This is a genomic window from Massilia sp. ZL223 (genome assembly GCF_018119395.1).
Taxonomy (GTDB): Bacteria; Pseudomonadota; Gammaproteobacteria; order Burkholderiales; family Burkholderiaceae_D; genus Telluria.
The window spans coordinates 1-16,849 of sequence record NZ_JAGPWD010000025.1; the positions used below are offsets into that span (position 1 = coordinate 1).

Annotated in this window: 11 protein-coding genes; 10 read left to right on the top strand and 1 reads right to left on the bottom strand. The window is 70.0% G+C overall.

All coding sequences use genetic code 11. From position 1 onward, the window contains the following. The 9 genes from KBW95_RS15680 to KBW95_RS15720 all read left to right on the top strand — a co-directional run. Positions 1–1,833: response regulator (locus KBW95_RS15680; RefSeq protein ID WP_211528705.1), on the top strand; the 1,833-nt coding region annotated here is incomplete at its 5' end. Between the two features lie 46 nt (positions 1,834–1,879). Beyond that, entirely contained in the window at positions 1,880–2,935 is a 1,056-nt protein-coding gene (locus KBW95_RS15685) for a chemotaxis protein CheB (RefSeq protein WP_211528706.1), read from the top strand. A gap of 38 nt (positions 2,936–2,973) precedes the next feature. Then, entirely contained in the window at positions 2,974–6,129 is a 3,156-nt protein-coding gene (locus KBW95_RS15690) for an EAL domain-containing protein (RefSeq protein WP_211528707.1), read from the top strand. Beyond that, positions 6,126–9,749: an EAL domain-containing protein gene (locus KBW95_RS15695; protein WP_211528708.1), complete on the top strand. Its 3,624-nt coding sequence runs from the start codon at positions 6,126–6,128 to the stop codon at positions 9,747–9,749. The genes KBW95_RS15690 and KBW95_RS15695 overlap by 4 nt, the downstream gene beginning before the upstream one ends. Then, a complete protein-coding gene (locus tag KBW95_RS15700; RefSeq protein ID WP_211525239.1) occupies positions 9,746–10,063 on the top strand; it encodes a hypothetical protein in 318 nt (105 codons plus the stop codon). The genes KBW95_RS15695 and KBW95_RS15700 overlap by 4 nt, the downstream gene beginning before the upstream one ends. Then, complete coding sequence (locus KBW95_RS15705; RefSeq protein WP_229429784.1) at positions 10,060–10,935, top strand: HDOD domain-containing protein; 876 nt, start codon at positions 10,060–10,062, stop codon at positions 10,933–10,935. The genes KBW95_RS15700 and KBW95_RS15705 overlap by 4 nt, the downstream gene beginning before the upstream one ends. 13 nt (positions 10,936–10,948) lie before the next feature. Beyond that, positions 10,949–11,965, top strand: a complete 1,017-nt coding sequence (locus tag KBW95_RS15710) for an ATP-binding protein (RefSeq protein WP_211528742.1) — start codon at positions 10,949–10,951, stop codon at positions 11,963–11,965. Beyond that, positions 11,962–13,296 carry an HD domain-containing phosphohydrolase gene (locus KBW95_RS15715; RefSeq protein ID WP_211528709.1) on the top strand — a complete coding sequence of 445 codons (1,335 nt, stop codon included), beginning with the start codon at positions 11,962–11,964 and terminating at the stop codon, positions 13,294–13,296. The genes KBW95_RS15710 and KBW95_RS15715 overlap by 4 nt, the downstream gene beginning before the upstream one ends. After that, positions 13,293–13,817: a response regulator gene (locus KBW95_RS15720; RefSeq protein ID WP_211525241.1), complete on the top strand. Its 525-nt coding sequence runs from the start codon at positions 13,293–13,295 to the stop codon at positions 13,815–13,817. The genes KBW95_RS15715 and KBW95_RS15720 overlap by 4 nt, the downstream gene beginning before the upstream one ends. Before the next feature lie 35 nt (positions 13,818–13,852). Here the strand turns inward: KBW95_RS15720 and KBW95_RS15725 are convergent, their stop codons facing one another. Further along, positions 13,853–15,145: an NCS2 family permease gene (locus KBW95_RS15725; protein WP_211525242.1), complete on the bottom strand. Its 1,293-nt coding sequence runs from the start codon at positions 15,143–15,145 to the stop codon at positions 13,853–13,855. A gap of 190 nt (positions 15,146–15,335) precedes the next feature. On the opposite strand from KBW95_RS15725, the gene KBW95_RS15730 reads away from it, so the two are divergent. Further along, a complete protein-coding gene (locus KBW95_RS15730; RefSeq protein WP_211528710.1) occupies positions 15,336–16,544 on the top strand; it encodes a hypothetical protein in 1,209 nt (402 codons plus the stop codon). Positions 16,545–16,849: the final 305 nt, after the last annotated feature.

Genomic DNA, 16,849 nt, shown 5'->3' on the forward strand with positions numbered 1-16,849 from the left:
GTGCTGAGCCAGGCCCTGGACGAGGCGGCGCAGCGCCTGCGCACCGGCGCGCTTCCCCAAGCCCCGCCCGGGCTTGCATCCGAACCGCAGTCCAACACCGCGCCCGCAGCCGGGGCCCCGGAGGTCGACGATGCTTCCGATCCGCACGAGGTGGCGGGTGCACCCCAGGACGCGCCCGCGCTGCCAAGGAATGAATCCGAGCTGGCGATGGTACGGGTCCGCGCGGCCCAGATCGACGCCATCCGCACCGAGGCCGAAGCGCTGCTGGCCTCGGAGCTCGCCCTGATGCACCAGGCCGGCGAATTGCGCCAGCTCGCGCGCGAACTGGGCGCCGCCTCGGAAGCGCAGCTGCGCTGCGAGCGCCTGGCCCAGACCCTGAGCGCCAGCTGCGCGGGGCTGGCGATCACGCGCAAGCGCCTGATGGGGGCGGTGCTGGAAACGGCCCTGGAACCCTTCGGCAGCGCCCTCGGCGAACTGCCTTCGCTGGTGCGCAAGCTGGCGCGCAGCCGGGAGCGTGAAGTCGTGTTCGAGACCGGCGGCGCCGCGATCCAGGTCGACCGGCGCGTGCTGGCCGTGCTGCGCGAGGTGCTGATCCATCTGGTCACCAACGCCGTCGACCACGGCATCGAGGCGCCGGAGCAGCGGCGCGCCGCCGGCAAGCGCGCGGCGGGCCTGGTGCGGGTGGCCGCCAGCCAGCCGGACGCGCGCCATGTGCTGGTGCGGGTCGAGGACGACGGCGCCGGCATGGACACGGGCGGCCTGGTGCGGGCCGCCACGCGCGCCGGGCTGGCCGAGGACGTGCAGCAGCTCGACGAGGCGGCGCGCCTGGCCCTGGCGCTGCGCGCGGGGGTATCGACCCGGATCGAGGTGACGCCGGTGTCGGGACGGGGCGTCGGGCTGGCGGTGGTGGCCGACAAGGTGGCGGCGCTGGGCGGCACCGTGACCATCGAGAGCCGCCCCGGCCTGGGCTGCGCCTTCGAGCTGCTGCTGCCGGTCAGCCTGGCCAGCCTGCGCGCCCTGGTGGTGGAGGTGGCCGGGCGCCGCTTCGCCGCGCCGCTGGACGCGCTGGACGCGGTGCGCGCGGTCCCGGCCGGCGCCGTCAAGACGGTGGAGGGGCGCGAGACCCTGGCGGTGGACGGCCGCGTGCTGCCCCTTGTGCGCCTGGGGAGCCTGTGCGGCGCGCCGCAGCCCGAGACCGCCAGGGCGGCCGGCGTGGCCTTGCTGGCCGGCGCGCGCTACGGCCGCTTCGCGCTGCTGGTGGACGCGATCCTGTCGGAACAGGACGTGCTGCCGCGCGCCCTCGGCCCGCTGCTGCAGCGGGTGCGCTGCTTCAGCGGCGCCACCCAGCTCGGCGACGGCAGCCTGGTCCCGGTGCTCGCGCTGGACGACGTGGCGGCGCTGGCCCAGGGCGCGCCCGCGCCCGGCGGCGCGGCGCAGGAAGAAGGTGGACAGGACGGGGCGGGGCCGGGCCGGCGGCGCGTGCTGGTGGCCGAGGACTCGATTACGTCGCGCCTGCTGCTCAAGCACATTCTGGAGGGCGCCGGCTACCGGGTCGACGAAGCCGCCGACGGCCTGGAGGCCCTGTCGCGCTTGCGCCAGGGAAGCTACGACGCCGTGGTGTCCGATGTCGAGATGCCGCACCTGGACGGCCTCGGCCTGACCGCCAGCATCCGCCAGGATCCGCGCACCGTTGACCTGCCGGTGATCCTGGTGACCTCGCTCCAGACCCCGGCCGAACGCGAACGCGGGCTGCACGCCGGCGCCGACGCCTATCTCACCAAGGGCAGCTTCGACCAGGACCAGCTGCTCGCCGTGCTGGCGAGGATGACATGAACGAACTGCGGAACGAACTGCGGAACGCACTGCGGAGGAGAAACCCATGATTCGTGTTCTGGTGGTCGACGATTCGCCTTCGGTGCGCGAGCTGCTGAACTACATCCTGGGCGGCGATCCCGCGCTCGAGGTGGTCGGCTGCGCCGCCGACGGCGAGGAGGGCGTGGCGATGGCGATGCGGCTGCGCCCGGACGTGATCACCATGGACCTGCACATGCCGAACATGGACGGCTACGAAGCCACGCGCCGGATCATGGAGTCCTCCCCGGCGCCGGTGGTGGTGGTCAGCGGCAGCGAGAACCCGGAAGAAGTCGGCGCCAGCTTCCGCGCCATCGAGGCCGGCGCCCTGGTGCTGGTGCGGCGTCCCTATGGCCTGGCGCATCCCGAGCACGCGGCCAGCGCCCGGGCGCTGCTGCGCACGGTGAAGTCGATGGCCGAGGTGCGGGTGGTGCGGCGCTGGAACGGCGGCCGGCCGGCGCGCCAGCCCGCCAGGACGCCTTCCCAGCCGGGCTACCGGCTGGCGGTGATGGGCGCCTCGACCGGCGGACCGGCGGTGCTGCGCGACATCCTGGCCCAGCTGGGCGCGCGCTTTCCGCTGCCCGTGGTGATCGTGCAGCACATGGCGGCCGGCTTTACGGCGGGCCTGGCCGAATGGCTGGGCGCCGCCAGCGGCTTCCCGGTGCGCATTCCCCTGCACGACGAAGCCTTCGCGTCCGGCACGGCCTACCTGGCGCCCGACGGCTACCACCTGGGGGTGTCGCCGACGCTGCGCGCCCAGCTGTCGCTGGCGGCGCCGGAACACGGAATGCGTCCGGCGGTCTCCTGCCTGTTCCGCTCGATCGTCCCCGCGCTGCGGCCGGCCAGCATCGCGGTGCTGCTGACCGGGATGGGCAAGGACGGGGCCGTGGAACTGAAACAGCTGCGCGAGGACGGCGCGGTGACCATCGTCCAGAACCGCGACAGCAGCGCGGTGTACGGCATGCCGGGCGAGGCGGTGCGGCTGGACGCCGCCACCCTGGTGCTCGATCCGGTCCGGATCGGCAAGGCGATCCATGCGATCGCCCACAACCCGGGCAGCGGCCTGTCCGTCCTGGGATTTTGACAATGAAACTAGCGCATAGCGAAATGCACGAGCGAGCCATGAACAATAACGACTACAGGCCGATCCCGGCCCGGCTGGTGGAGATCCTGATCGTCGAGGACAGCACGACCCAGGCCGAGCACCTGGCCCATCTGCTCACGAGCGAGGGCGGCTACCAGGTCAGGGTGGCCGGCAACGGCGCGGAAGGCCTGGCCGCGGCCCGCCTGCGCGCCCCGACCATGATCGTGAGCGACATCCAGATGCCGGAAATGGACGGCTTCACCCTGTGCCGCGAGATCAAGCAGGACCCGCGCCTGCAGGACATCCCCGTCATCCTGCTGACTTCGCTCACCAGCCTGTACGACGTGATCCGCGGTCTGGACAGCGGCGCCGACAACTTCATCCGCAAGCCCTTCGACGCCCGCTACCTGCTGAGCCGCATCCGCTTCATCCTCGCCAACCGCGCCCTGCGCAGCAACGAGCGGGTCCAGCTCGGGATGCAGATCAATCTGGGCGGGCAGACCCATTTCATCACCGCCGAACGCCAGCAGATCTTCGACCTCCTGATCTCGACCTACGAGGAAGCGATCCAGATGACGGAGGAGCTCAAGCAGCAGCAGCAGCGCATCGCGCGCTCCTACCAGTCGCTGGAAGGCCTGTACAAGATCGCCGAGGCGCTCAACCCGGCGCTCACCGAAGGCGCGGTGGCCGCCAGCGCGCTCGAGCGGGCCCTCGATTTCCCCGGCGTGGCGGGCGGCTGCCTGGCCCTGCTGGACGACGGCGTGCTGCGCGTCGCCGCGGTCAGCGACGACGACGCGCCGATGCGGGTCGGAGCGGCGCTCGACTGCGGCTGCGCGCGCATGCTGCTGTCGGGCGCGCTGCGCGGACCGGAACTGCGCCACGAATGCGAAGCCATGGGCGGCATGCACGCCTGCGTGCCCCTGAGCGCGGGCGGGCGCCAGCTCGGCCTGCTGCACCTGGCGACGACTCCCGAAGCGCTGAGCGCCGAGGACATGCAGGTGCTGGGCACGGTCGGCAACCAGATCGCGATCGCGATGGAACGCGCCCACCTGTACGCCAACTCGGAAGCGCTGGTGCGCGAGCGCACCGAGGCCCTGCAGAGCGAACGCAACCTGCTGTCCACCGTGATGGACACCACCGGCGCCCTGGTGGTGCTGTGCGCGCCGGACGGCGGCATCAGCCTGATCAACCGTTCCTGCGAAGAGACCTTCGGGCTGAAGCCGGGCGAGGCGCTCGGCCAGCCTGTGTGGGATGTGTTTGCCCTGCGCGGCGAGAGCAATGCTGTGCGGCGGTTCTGGCACGACCTTCCGCTGGAAGAGATGCCGCGCCAGATCCAGGGCGACTGGCTGACCCGCGGCGGCCAGGTGCGTTCGGTGATCTGGTCCAACGCCCTGATCCGCAACGCCGCCGGCGAAATCGAAGGGGTGCTCAGCACCGGCATGGACGTTACCGAATTGCGCGGCGTGGAAGACCGCCTGCGCTACCTGAGCAACTACGATTCCCTGACCGGGCTGCCGAACCGTGCGCTGCTGGGCGACCGCATGGCGCAGCTGCAGGAAGCCGCCAGGGCCGGGCAGGAGCTGATGGGCTTCCTGGTGATCGGCCTGGACCGCCTTGCCCTGGTGCGCCAGACCCTGGGGGACCGGGTCGAGCGCGCGCTGCTGGCGGACGCGGCGCGGCGCCTTTCCTCGCTGTCGGCCGGCGACACCGTGGCGCGCTACGCGGAAGGCACCTTCGCGATGGCGGCGCGGCGCGCCTCGGTCGACGAGCTCGCGGTGCTGGCGCGCCAGGTCATCGAGTGCCTGGGGCGGCCGTTCTCGTGGGAAGGCGAGGAGCTGCACCTCGATCCGCGCATCGGCATCGCGGTCTGCCCGAACGACGGCGACACCTACGAAACCCTGGCGCAAGGCGCCGAGAACGCGCTCGGCCGGGTCGATGCCGGGGGCGAGCGCTACACCTTCTTCCGGCCCGAATTCAACGAGGGCGCGGACGCGCGCTTCCGGCTCGAGAACGCGCTGCGGCGCGCCATCGAGCGCGAGGAATTCCTGCTCCACTACCAGCCGCAGGTGGACCTCAAGAGCGGCGCCATCATCGGGGTCGAGGCCCTGGTGCGCTGGCGCCACCCGGAGCGCGGCATGGTCTCGCCGGCCGTGTTCATCGACCTGGCCGAAGAAACCGGCCTGATCCTGCCGCTGGGCGAATGGGTGCTGCGCCGCGCCTGCCAGCAGTGCCGTGCCTGGCAGGATGCCGGCCTGGATGTGGTGCCGGTCTCGGTCAACCTGTCGGCGCGCCAGTTCTCCGAGCATATCCCGGCCACGGTCAAGCGGATTCTCGAGGAAACCGGGCTGGAGCCGCGCTTGCTGGAACTGGAGCTGACCGAAAGCGCCTCAATGAAGGACCCGCAGAAGTCCTTCGGCATCCTGCGCCAGCTGAAGGACATGGGCGTGCGCCTGGCGATCGACGATTTCGGCACCGGCTACTCCAACCTGAATTACCTGAAACGTTTCCCGGTCGACAAGCTGAAGCTCGACCAGTCCTTCGTGCGCGACATCGTGTCCGATCCGGACGACCTGTCGATCTCGCGCGCCGTCATCGCCATGGGCCATGGCCTGCGCCTGACGGTGATCGCGGAAGGGGTGGAAAGCCAGGGCCAGCTTTCTTTGCTTGCCGACAACGGCTGCGACGAGATACAAGGCTATCTGTTCAGCCGCCCGGTGCCCGCCGAAGCCTGCGAAGCGCTGCTGCGCGACCGGGCCTCGCTCGAACTGGGCTTCCTGGAGCGGGCGCCGTATGCCCGCACCCTGCTGTACGTGGACAGCGAGGCCAACCTGCAGGCGGCGGTGCGGCGCGCGCTGCGCCACAAGGGCTATGTGGTACTGTCGGCTCCGAATGCGGCCGACGCCTTCGAGATCCTGGCCACCACCGAGGTCGGGGTCATCCTGTGCGACCAGCGCATGGCCGGCATGGACGGCCCGGCCTTCCTGTCGCGCGTACGCCATATGTACCCGGAGGTCACGCGCGTGGTATTGTCGGGCTACACCGACTTGCAATCGGTGACGGACGCGGTCAACCATGGCGCCATCTTCAAGTTCCTGACCAAGCCCTGGGACGAAGAGGAACTCGACGAGGCGCTGCGCGAGGCCTTCGCCGAGTACGAACGTAAACGGGCGGCGCGCGGCGCCGGACAACCATGAACAGTCGCACCTGGCGCCGGATCGCTCCGGCGCCGACCTTCCTGGCCCTGCTGGCCGGCCTGCTCCTGACCGGCCTGCTGTATTCCGCGGTGCATGCCTACGAAGAGGAGAACCAGCGCGCGGCCTTCGAGCGCGGCGCGCTCGAGCGCGTCGGCGCCCTGCGCGCGGAGCTCGACAGCGCGGTCGACGTGCTGGGTACGGTCACCCGGGTGTTCACCACCATGCAGCCGGTGACCCGCCGCCAGTTCGACGCCTTCACCGCCCCGATGCTCGTGCGCCATCCGCAGATCGAATTGATCGGCTGGCAGCTGGTGGTGCCGGACGCCGAACGCGCCGCGTTCGAGGCGGCGCGGCGCCAGGAGTTCCCCGGCTTCCGCCTGAGCGAGATCGGCGCCGACGGCCAGGCGCCCGCTGCGCACCGGCCCTTCTACCAGGTGGTCGAGTACCTGGCGCCGCAGCGCGGCAACGAGCAGGCGCTCGGCCTGGACGCCGCCACCCGGCCCGAGATCGCCGATGCGGCGCGGCGCGCCTGCGCCAGCGGCGAGGCCGCCATGACGCGCCAGTTCCGGCTCCTGATGGGCGGCGCCCAGCAGAGCGGCTTCGTGCTCCTGATGCCGGTGTACCAGGAAGGCACGGCGCTGCTGTCCGGCGCCGGCCCGTGCGGGCAGGTGCTGGGCTACACCACGGTCGGCTTCACTTCGCTGGCCCTCAAGCGCCGGGTGCTGGACGTCCCGGCCGGACAGCCGCGCGCGGCAGGCGCGATCCGCCTGTACGCGGCCGGGCGCGCCGACCCCAACGAACTGGTGTTCGTGCACGAAGGCCAGGCGCCGTCCATGACGGCCTCGCTGCTGGACGGCGAGCAGGCGCTGCCGCTGGCGCGCACCCTGACCGTCGCCGGCCAGCCCTGGCACATGGTGATCAGCCCGCCGCCGCCCGCGCTGCTGCGCGACCACCTGGGCTCCTTGCTGGTGCTGGCCGGCGGCCTGCTGGCCAGCCTCGGCGCGGCCGCCTATGCCAACATGCTGTCCCAGCGCAACCACAGCGTGCGCGCCATGGTGGACCAGCGCACGGCCGAGCTGACCGAAGCCAATGCCAGCCTGCGGCTGCGCCAGCAGGCCATCGACGCCTGCGTCGACAGCATCATCATCGCGCGCGCCGAGGACCCCGACTTTCCGATCGAGTACGTGAACCCCGCGTTCGAACGCCTCAACGGCTACCGCGCCGAGGAAGTGATCGGGCGCAGCGGCGCGCTGCTGTGGGCGCAGGAACCCAGGCAGCGCGGCGTGCGCGAAGGCGCGGCCCTGGCGCGCGAGCGGCGCGGCGGCAAGGTCCTGGTCCGGACCTATCGCAAGGACGGCACCCAGCTGTGGTGCGAACTGGTGGTCTCGCCCTGCACCGGGGCGGACGGCAAGGTGGAGCATTTCGTCATCGTCCAGCACGACGTCACTGAGAAGCGGCGCTTCGAGGGCGAGCTGGAGTACCAGGCCACCCACGACACGCTGACCGGTCTGCCCAACCGCAAGCTGCTGCGCCGCCGCCTGGAGGAGGAGATCGCGGTCGCGGCGCGCGGCCGCCAGGCGGTGTCGCTGCTGTTCATCGACATCGACCGCTTCAAGCCCCTCAACGACAGCATCGGGCACAAGGCGGCCAACAGCTATCTGTGCGCGGTCGCCGACCGCCTACGCGACACCGTGCGCGAGGGCGACACGGTGGCCTGCCTGGGCGGCGACGAGTTCGTCCTGCTCCTGCCCGAACGCACCGGCCTGCCGCTGGGCGGCCCTGCGCTGGAACGCATCATGAAGACCATCGCCCAGCCGGTGAGGGTGGACGGGCAGGAGCTGGAAGTGTCTTGCTGCATCGGCATCGCCCGTTACCCGGCCGACGGCAACGATCCCGATGTCCTGATCGACTGCGCCGACCGCGCCGCCCATGCCGCCAAGCGCCGCGGTCCGGGCAACTTCCAGTTCTTCCAGGCGGCCATGAACGACGCCGCCCACCAGCGCCTGGAACTCGAGCGCGCCCTGCGCGGCGCCCGCGAGCGCGGCGAGTTCGACCTGCTGTACCAGCCGTGGGCCGACATGGCCAGCGGCCGCGTCACCGGGGTGCAGGCCAAGCTGCGCTGGCGCCACCCGGAGCTGGGCCTCGTCGCCCCGGAAGCCTTTCAGCCGATCGCCGAGGAGAGCGGGGCCAGCATCGCCCTGGGCGCCTGGGCCCTGGCACAGGCGGCCGCTCAGGTGCGCGCCTGGCAGGATGCCGGCCATGGCGAGTTGGTGCTGGCCCTGGGCGTGGGCATGCGCCAGGTGAGGGATTCGGGCCTGCTGGCCATGGTGGACGAGGTGCTGGCCGACACGGGCTTGCCGGCGCGCTGCCTGCGCCTGGAACTGGCCGAGAGCGTGCTGGCCGGCGATGCTGCACAGACCCAGCCGGTGCTCGACAGCCTGCGCGCCCTCGGAGTGCGGCTGGCGGTCGACCGCTTCGGCAACGGCCACACCACCCTGGCCGACCTGCGCCGCCATCCGATCGACGTGATCCAGATCGACCGCTCGCTGGTGCAGGACGTGGACGTGAGCTTCGCGGCCGAGGCGATTCCGGACGCTATCATTTCGATGGCGCACAGCCTGGGCATCCGCGTGCTGGCCGAAGGCGTCGACAGCGCCGCCCAGGCCGAAGTCCTGGCGCGCAATATGTGCGACGAGGTGAGCGGGGCGCTGCTGTCGGAGCCGCTCGGGTCCGAGGCGGCCGGCGCGCTGCTGGCCGCCGGGACCGCCCTCCCCAGGAATGTGCTGCGCCTGCACAAGCGCGAGCGCACCCTGCTGCTGGTGGACGACGAGCCGAACATCCTGACCGCCCTGAAGCGCCAGATGCGCGGGACCGGCTGCCGCATCCTGACCGCGCCCAGCGGGCAGGAGGGCCTGGCCCTGCTGGAGCGCGAGGAGGTGGACGTGATCGTCTCGGACCAGCGCATGCCGGGCATGACCGGGGTGGAATTCCTGCGCGTGGTGAAGCAGTCGCACCCGGACACGGTGCGCATCGTATTGTCCGGCTTTACCGAGCTGCAATCCGTGACCGACGCCGTGAACGAGGGCGCGATCTACAAGTTCCTGACCAAGCCCTGGGACGACACCCAGCTGCGCGGCCATATCGAGGAAGCCTTCCGCCACAAGGAAATGGTCGACGAGAACCGCCGCCTGGGCCTGGAATTGCGTAGCGCCAACCTGGAGCTGGCCGGGGCCAACCGCCAGCTCGAGGACTTGCTGCAGCAGCAGCGCGAGCAGATCCGGCGTGACGGCATTTCGCTCGACATCGTGCGCGAGGCCTTGCAGCGGGTGCCGCTGGCGATCCTGGCGCTGGACGAGGAGCAGCAGATCGCCTATGCGAACGCGAGCGCGCGCCAGATGCTTGGCGGTGGCGATACCCTATTGGGAAGCGACGCGGCGGAGGTGATCCCGGACGTGCTGGCCGAGCTGGAAGGCCGCGGCGAGGGCGCGCCCGCGGCGCCCATGGCGTTCAGGCGCGGCGAACGCGCCTTTGCCGTCGAGGTGCACAGCATGGGACGGGGCACCCGTTCGCGCGGCACCTTGCTCACATTTACACCGCTAGCCGCAGGGGGAGTGCGTTGAGTAGCTCATCGAAGGACATACGGCTGGACGAGGCGCAGGCGGGCATGGAGCTGGCGCGCGACCTGGTCGACCGCCAGGGCACCGTGTTGTTGCAGCGAGGCAGCATCCTGAGCGCGAGCATGCTGGCGGCGCTGGAACGGCGCGGGGTCCAGCGCCTGCGGGTGCTGGTAGATGCGGACGAGGGCGGCCCCGGCCTGGAGGCGGAGCGCGCGCGCCTGGAAGCGCGCCTGACCCACCTGTTCCGCCACCAGCAGGGCGCGCCGGCCGGCGAGCTGCGCGAACGCCTGCTGGCCTACCGCCTGGAGGCGCTATGAGCGATGCGATGGGCAATTATCAGCTGAGTCTGGAACAGGCGGTCGCGCGCCTGAAGGACTTGCCGGCCTTGCCGCTGGTGGTCAGCGAACTGCTGGCCAGTTTCGACGATCCCGACGTCGAGCTGGGCCAGCTGGCCGACAAGATCGCGCACGACCAGGCGCTGGCGGCCAAGACCCTGCGCCTGGCGAATTCTTCTTTCTATGGATTGCAGTCCAGGGTGCGCACCATCGGCCAGGCGATCCAGGTGCTCGGCTTCGACAGCGTGCGCGCGCTGGTGGTGGGCGCCGGCGTGATCGGGGGCTTCGAGGCGGGGCGCGAGAAGGGCTTCGACTACGACGGTTTCTGGCGCCACGCCATCGGCACCGCCCTGTGCGCGCGGGCGCTGGCGCGCCATGCCCGCACCAACCCGGAGCTAGGCTTTGTCGCGGGCCTGCTGCACGACCTCGGGCGCCTGGTGCTGGTGACGCGCTTTCCCGAGCATTACGCCGAAGTGCTGGCGCGGCGCGCCCTGCGCGACTGCGAGCTGCTGCTGGCCGAGCGCGAGGTGCTGGGCATCGACCACGCCCAGGTGGGGCGCGCCCTGGGCCAGCACTGGAAGATCCCGGAGCCGATCTGCCGCGCGATCGCCAACCACCACCAGCCGATGCACCAGGACGAAGGCGAGCTTCCGGCGGTGGTCCACGTGGCCAACGTGATCGCCCACGGCCTCGACCTGGCCGACCAGGAAGACGACCAGGTGCCCGTGCTGGTGCAGGGCGCCTGGGACAGCCTGCGCCTGGACGACGCGGCGCTGCGTGCGGTGTTCGCGGAAACCGAGGCCCAATTCGAAGAAACCTGCCAGGTCCTGGCCGCACGGCCGGGCAAGGAGTGAAGGCTTGATCAACATGGAAGCGAAGCAGCAGCAGAGCAGGCAGGCCGGCGCCGACGACGCCCTGGCCGGCAATCCCACCGCCCAGCTGGAACAGGCGATGCAGCGCCTGGAAGACGATATCCGCAGGCGCGAGGCGGCCGAGGCCGAGCTGGTGCGCCGCAACGCGGAACTCACCGAAGTCAACGCGCGCCTGTCGATGGCCCAGGAACAGCTGGTCCAGTCCGAGAAGCTGGCCTCGATCGGCCAGCTGGCGGCCGGGGTGGCGCACGAGATCAACAACCCGATCGGCTACGTGTTTTCGAACTTCGAGACGCTCGGCGGCTACATCGGGCGCATGCTCGAGATGTTCAAGGCCTACGAAGAGGCGGAGGCCAGCATCGCCGCGCCGGAGGTGCTGGAGCGCCTGCGCGCGATGCGCGCCGGGATCGACCTCGACTACCTGATCGAGGACATCCCGGTCCTGATGTCGGAATCGCGCGAGGGCATCACCCGGGTGCGCAAGATCGTGCAGGACCTGAAGGATTTCTCGCGCGTGGACGCGAACCAGGAATGGCAGTGGGCCAACCTGCACGCCGGCCTGGACTCGACCCTGAACATCGTCAGCAACGAGGTCAAGTACAAGGCCGAGGTGGTGCGCGAGTACGGCGACATTCCCGACATCGAATGCCTGCCGTCCCAGCTCAACCAGGTGTTCATGAACATCGTGGTCAATGGCGCCCACGCGATCACAGGCCACGGGCGCATCACGATCCGGACCGGCGTGGCGGAAGACGGCAGCCAGGTCTGGGTCGAGATCGCGGACAACGGCAGCGGCATCGCCAAGGAGCACCTGGCGCGCATCTTCGATCCCTTCTTCACCACCAAGCCGATCGGCAGCGGGACCGGGCTCGGCCTCTCGCTGTCCTATGGGATCATCCAGAAGCACCATGGCCAGATCGAGGTGCAGAGCGAGCTCGGGAAGGGCACCACCTTCCGCATCACGCTGCCGGTGCATCACGTGGCCGGGGGCGGAGAGGGGGCGGCCGCATGAGCACCAGCGCCAATCCGGCCGGCGGCAAGCAGGCCGGCGTGATCCTGTGCGTCGACGACGAGCCGCACATCCTGTCGGCGCTGCGGCGCCTGTTCCGCGCCCAGGGCTACGAGATCCTGACCGCCGGCGGCGGCCGCGAAGGCCTGGCCATGCTGGCCGGGCGCCAGGTCGACCTGATCATTTCGGACATGCGCATGCCCGAGATGGACGGCGCCCAGTTCCTGGAACGCGCCCGCCAGGACCACCCGGACGCCTTGCGCATCCTGCTGACCGGCTACGCCGACGTTGCCCAGATCATCGGCGCCGTCAACCGCGGCGAGATCTACCGCTACATCACCAAGCCCTGGGACGACACCGAGATGCTGCTGCTGGTGCGCCATGCCCTGGAGCGGCGCGAGCTGGAGCAGGAAAAGCGCCGCCTGGAGGACCTGACGCGCCGGCAGAACGAGCAGCTGCGCGAACTGAACCAGGGGCTGGAAGCCCAGGTGGCCAAGCGTACGGCCCAGCTCAAGGCGACCCACGAAAGCCTGGTGGCCTCGCACGAAAAGCTCAAGCGCAGCTTCCTGACCTCGATCCGGGTATTCTCGGGCATGATCGAGCTGCGCGGTCCCAAGCTGGCCGGCCATTCGCGCCGCGTGGCCGACCTCGCGCGCCGCATCGCCCAGCGCATGGGCATGAACGCCCAGGAGATGCAGCAGGTGTTCGTCGCCGGCCTGCTGCACGACATCGGCAAGATCGGCATGCCGGACCTGCTGCTCGACACGCCGGTGGCGATGATGACGGGCGAGCAGCTCAACCAGTACAAGCTCTACCCGGCGCGCGGCCAGCAGATCCTGATGCCGCTGGAAGACCTGGCGGAAGCGGCGGCGCTGGTGCGCGCCCACCAGGAGCGCTTCGACGGCGAAGGATTTCCGGACCGCCTGGCGGGCCTGGACATTCCGCTGGGGGCGCGTATCCTGGCGGTGGCGAGCGACTACGACAACTTGCAGATCGGCGTGCTGGCGCGCAACCCGATGTCGCGCGAACAGGCGGCCGGCCTGGTGCACGACCGGCGCGGTTCGCGCTACGACCCAGCGGTGGTGGCGGCCTTCATGGAGGTGGCCACCGGCCGCGTGCCGCCGCCCGAGGCGCCGCCGGACCGCCCGCTGAAGGTGGCGGTCCTGCGTCCGGGGATGCGCACCTCGCGCGACCTGATCACGCGCGGCGGCCAGCTGCTGCTGTCGGCCGACCATGTGCTGACCGAGCGCATGATCGCCCAGATCGCCGACTACGAAAAGAGCGCGAACGAGCAGTTCGTCGTGCACGTGCGCATCGAAGGAGAAGGTGGATGAGACGTATTCTGCTGGTGGACGACGAGGCCAACGTGCTCAGCGCCCTGCAGCGCGCCCTGCGCGGCTTCCTGCCGGGGAGCGAGGTCGAGATCATGACCTGCCAGGACCCGGAACAGGCGCTGCTGCGCTGCGCCGAGGCCAGTTTCGACGTGGTGATGTCGGATTTCCGCATGCCGGGGCTGACCGGGGCGGATTTCCTGCAGGTCGTCAAGGGCCTGCAGCCGGACGCGGTGCGCCTCGTGCTGTCGGCCTCGAACGACATCGGCGAGGTGATGGAGTCGATCAACCGCGCCGAGGTGTTCCGCTACGTGGCCAAGCCCTGGCAGGCGGCCGAGCTGGAAAAGATCTTCCGCCAGGCCTTCGCCCGGCGAGACGAAGCGCTGGCCGCGCGGCGCCTGGCCGAGCCGGAGATTTCGGAAGAGCTCACGCCGCAGGAGCACGAGGCGCGCAGGCTGGAGCAGGAGGAGCCGGGCATCACGCGCGTCAGGCGCAATCCGGACGGGTCGATCATTCTCGACTGAGTTGATGATCGCCAGCTTCGAAACCGTCGTGGTGCTTAGGTGCCGATATAGGCGATCTTGAACGTGAACAGCGCCGCAATGATCCACACCACCGGCCGCACTTCGCGCGCGCGCCCGGTCAGCAGCTTGAGCGCCGCATAGGTGATGAACCCGAACGCGATGCCTTCCGCAATCGAAAAGGTGAACGGCATCACCAGCGCGGTGACCGCCGCCGGGATGCTCTCCGTGCTGTCCCCCCATTCCACATCGCCCAGGTCGGCCAGCATCAAGCAGGCCACGAACAGCAGCGCCGGTGCGGTCGCGTAGGCCGGCACCACGCCGGCCAGCGGCGCGATGAACAGGCAGGCCAGGAACAGCACCGCCACCGTGAGCGCGGTCAGGCCGGTGCGCCCGCCCGCCTGCACGCCGGAGGCGCTTTCCAGGTAGGCGGTGGTGCTGGAGGTGCCCAGGATGCTGCCGGCCACGATGGCGCCGCTGTCGGCCAGCAGCGCCTTGTTGAGGCGGTCCATCTTGCCCTCGACCAGCAGGCCGGCGCGGCGCGCCACGCCCATCAGGGTGCCGGTGGCGTCAAACAGCTCGACCAGGAAGAAGACCAGCACCACGTTCAGGATGCCGACCGACAGCGCGCCTGCGATGTCGAGCTTGAACAGGGTCGGCTCGATCGAGGGCGGCAGCGAGAAAATGCCCTTGAAGGTGTTGCCGCCGAAGAAGAAGCTCAGCACCGTCACCAGCACGATGCCGATCAGGATCGCGCCGCGCACCTTCAGGCGGTCGAGGGCGACGATGACCAGGAAGCCGGCGATCGCCATCAGGGCCTCGGGCTTGTGCAGGTCGCCGGCCTTGACCAGGGTCGGCTCGTTCGCCACCACGATGCCGGCGTTCTTGAGCGCGATCAGGGCCAGGAACATGCCCAGGCCGACGGTGATCGCGACCCGCATCGAGCGCGGGATGCCGTCCACGATCATGCCACGCAGGCCCAGCAGCGACACCAGGATGAACAGGCAGCCCGAGATGAACACCGCGCCCAGCGCCGCCGGCCAGGCGATGCCCATGCCCAGCACCACGGCGTAGGCGAAGTAGGCGTTCAGGCCCATGCCCGGCGCCATCGCGATGGGGTAGTTGGCGTACAAGCCCATGACGGCCGTACCGAGGGCGGCCACCAGGCAGGTGGCCACGAACACCGACTCCTTCGGCAGGCCGGCGTCGCCAAGGATGGCCGGATTGACGAAGATGATATACACCATCGTGAGGAAGGTGGTCAGGCCGGCCAGCACTTCGGTGCGCACGTCGGTGCCGCTTTCCCTGAGTTTGAAGAGTTTCTCGAGCATGTGGAATGGTTCCCGGTTGTGGCGGCGCGGGGCCGCACTTGTTGTTGATCTTGCCCGAAGCATAACACTCCGGCAGCCCATCCGTCGCCATCCCGGTTGGCGCCGCCCGTTTCGCGGCGCGCCGAGGCGCTCGCCGGCGCCGGGGCCGATGCGTTACCATGAAGACCTTGATCACTTTCTGCACCACACCATGCCCAAGAACAAGCGTCCCGCACCCCGCAAGTCGAACAACGTGCGCGAACCCGATACCTCGTCGCAGGCGAAGGAACTGGCCGACCTGGCCCTCGAGATCGCCGAGCGCGAGGACCTGCCCGGCTTCGGCTCCGACGGCGAGCGCGAGGAAGAGCTGAGCGCGGCGGTGCGCAAGGCCGTGCGTAAAAAGCGCGACGAGGTGCTGTACGAGGCGATCGAGCTGGCGCGCTATACCGATCCGCTGGCCTGCCGCATCCTGCGCGGCCGCATCGAGGAAGAGGCCGCGACCTGGCGCCTGCGCCGCGAGGACGGGCCGGAATACGAGATCGACGCCTTCCTGGTGCCGCTGTTCGTGCGCAGCACGGGCGGCCTGGTGGCCCGGGAGGCCTTCCAGGACGACGAAGCCTTCGAACGCCTGTCCGCCAGCTTCCAGGCCGCCGGCCTCGATAGTCCGTCGGCCAGGGTGGTGCTGATCCGCCATGCCTACGACCTGGCCGAGATCGACCACGTCAGCTACAGCAGCCTGCACGAGATGCTGCGCGAGGCCAGCGCCTCGCTGCTGGAAAAGAAGCTGCAGCCGGCTCCGACCATCGAAGCAAGCATGCGCGGCTGGACCGGCGAACCGGTGGCCCCCGACGAGACCGCGATGGAGCTGCGCTTCCTGCTCGGCTTCTCGCTCAAGCGCGCCGACGATCCCTTCTACCGGGTGCCCAAGGACGAGGAGGGCAGCGACGCCTACTTCGCGCGCCGCATGGAACGCTACCGCGACTGGACCGTCGAGATCGCGCCGCTGCTCAGACGCAGCCTGGCCGCCGACCCGGAGCGCCTGGAGCTCGACTTCCTGTACCAGGACCTGTTCTTCGGCGCCAAGGAGCAGGCCGTGAACGAACTGGGCATGCTGGCGCTGCTGTCCGACGTGCGCCGCACGCTGGCGGCCAAGGACCTCGAGCCGGACCAGGTGCACGCCGCCGTGGCGCCGCTCGACATGGGCGAGCACATCGTCCTGCGCGCCAACCTGTATGCGCTGGACGGCGGCCAGCCCTGGGGCAGCGTGGAGAAACCGGTGGACCTGGCGGCCGACCTCGGCGCCGAAGTGGACGAGCTGTGCGACGCGCTGCTCTCGGCGGGCCTGGAAGGCGTCTCGGTGGCCGCGGGCTTCAGCGAAGACGGGCACGCCGAAGGCGCCGAGCCCTACCACCGCGCCTGATTGCCGCACTGCGTCACGTGCGCCGGAAAGTCGGCGCGCGCCCTCATTCCCTCCCGAAATCCCCCCTTCATTCCCGTGCGGGCCGCGTTTTCGACGGTCCGCGCTGCGCCGCACAATCAAAAGTTTTCACCGCTTCGTAGTGGATTTTCCTGTATCGATGTAGGACGCCCCCTACATGAGATATCGCTCGTCCAACCCTCTCCTAGGAGAGAGGCGAAACGGCTGGGTCAGACGTGATTCCTGTTGGCAATGTTGCAATGCATAAATGAAAACATTAAAAAATTTACATGTTACGATTTCGGGGT

Excerpts from the sequence above, each read along its gene's own strand:
- KBW95_RS15685 (WP_211528706.1), top strand. The coding sequence starts at position 1,880 with ATGATTCGTGTTCTGGTGGTCGACGATTCGCCTTCGGTGCGCGAGCTG.
- KBW95_RS15690 (WP_211528707.1), top strand. The coding sequence starts at position 2,974 with ATGAACAATAACGACTACAGGCCGATCCCGGCCCGGCTGGTGGAGATC.
- KBW95_RS15695 (WP_211528708.1), top strand. The coding sequence starts at position 6,126 with ATGAACAGTCGCACCTGGCGCCGGATCGCTCCGGCGCCGACCTTCCTG.
- KBW95_RS15705 (WP_229429784.1), top strand. The coding sequence starts at position 10,060 with ATGAGCGATGCGATGGGCAATTATCAGCTGAGTCTGGAACAGGCGGTC.
- KBW95_RS15710 (WP_211528742.1), top strand. The coding sequence starts at position 10,949 with ATGGAAGCGAAGCAGCAGCAGAGCAGGCAGGCCGGCGCCGACGACGCC.
- KBW95_RS15715 (WP_211528709.1), top strand. The coding sequence starts at position 11,962 with ATGAGCACCAGCGCCAATCCGGCCGGCGGCAAGCAGGCCGGCGTGATC.
- KBW95_RS15720 (WP_211525241.1), top strand. The coding sequence starts at position 13,293 with ATGAGACGTATTCTGCTGGTGGACGACGAGGCCAACGTGCTCAGCGCC.
- KBW95_RS15725 (WP_211525242.1), bottom strand. The coding sequence starts at position 15,145 with ATGCTCGAGAAACTCTTCAAACTCAGGGAAAGCGGCACCGACGTGCGC.
- KBW95_RS15730 (WP_211528710.1), top strand. The coding sequence starts at position 15,336 with ATGCCCAAGAACAAGCGTCCCGCACCCCGCAAGTCGAACAACGTGCGC.